The sequence below is a fragment of the Acinetobacter sp. 228 genome (assembly GCF_048147885.1).
This window is the reverse complement of the sequence record NZ_JAYWYV010000493.1, coordinates 1-1,121: the sequence shown is the minus strand read 5'-3', so window position 1 is coordinate 1,121 and position 1,121 is coordinate 1. Positions and strand designations below refer to the sequence as shown.

2 protein-coding genes are annotated in these 1,121 nt (G+C 39.5%); one reads left to right on the top strand and one right to left on the bottom strand.

Translation table 11 applies throughout. The annotated features are described in order from the left end of the window. The coding region (locus tag VXQ92_RS20150) for a TetR/AcrR family transcriptional regulator (protein WP_416682981.1) at window positions 1-282 on the bottom strand (282 nt) is incomplete at its 3' end. Window positions 283-418: 136 nt separating this feature from the next. Here VXQ92_RS20150 and VXQ92_RS20145 point away from each other — a divergent pair. Further along, window positions 419-1,121 (top strand): MFS transporter (locus VXQ92_RS20145; RefSeq protein ID WP_416682980.1); only part of this gene is annotated, 703 nt, incomplete at its 3' end.

Below are 1,121 nucleotides of genomic sequence, written 5' to 3'. Positions count from 1 at the left end.
TATCGTTTCAATAGGACATGCTTCATGAGCGAGATAGTAGTCAATACTTTTGTAAAACAAACCTGCCTTATCGCCAAAAGCACTGTATAGGCTCGGCGCTGTAATTTCTAAAGCATGTGTTAAGTCACTAATAGAGGTGGCTTCATAGCCATGTTCCCAAAAAAGTAACATAGCTTTCTCTAACACTTGCTGCTCATCAAAGCATTTAGGGCGTCCACGCTTCTTTTTTAACGTGTCCTCATTAACAAGATCTGTTTCATGCCTATTTGTCATAAAGATCACATCTATTTTTATAACAATCGTTATTAAATTAATTGACGTTCAATTTTTTATCAACTATTTTATTTTCATAATGATCGTTAGTTAATTATAAATTTGCCTTTCTTCACTTCGAATTTAGCAAAGTAAGGATTTCTTTATGGACCAATCTACTACCTCTAAAGCACGACCCATGACTTCCACACCAGGGAGCTGGTTTGCTATTTTGGCTGTTGCCATCGCAGCCTTTGCCTTGGTAACGAGTGAATTTTTACCTGTTGGTGTCTTAAATAGCGTTGCAGCCGATTTACACATTTCTGTAGGTACAGCAGGTCTTATTATTACAGTACCCGGCATTATGGCAGCGATTGCAGCCCCTCTATTACCCGTTTCAGTAAAGCAACTCGACCGTCGTTATGTGCTTATTTTACTGACTGCTATTATGGTGATTGCCAATACCATTACGGCTTTTGCAGAAAACTTTCATGTTTTATTATTGAGCCGTTTGATTTTAGGGATTTCAATTGGTGGCTTCTGGGCAACAGCAATTGCCTTAAGCGGTAAGCTCGCACCTGCAAATTTACCTATCGCCAAAGCAACTGCTGTAGTAATGGCTGGTGTAACTTTCGCCACTGTACTAGGTGTACCGATTGGAACATGGTTAAGTGAGTTTTATGGGTGGCGCAGTGCCTTTGGAATTACAGCTGCTATCGGTCTTGTTGTATTAGTGCTTCAGCTTATTTTCTTACCAAAACTTTTACCAGAGTCAGCAATACATATTCGTGATTTACCTGCATTATTACGCACACCTAAAGCACGTAGCGGCATGCTTATTGTTTTATTAATTGGGCTTGCTCACTTCT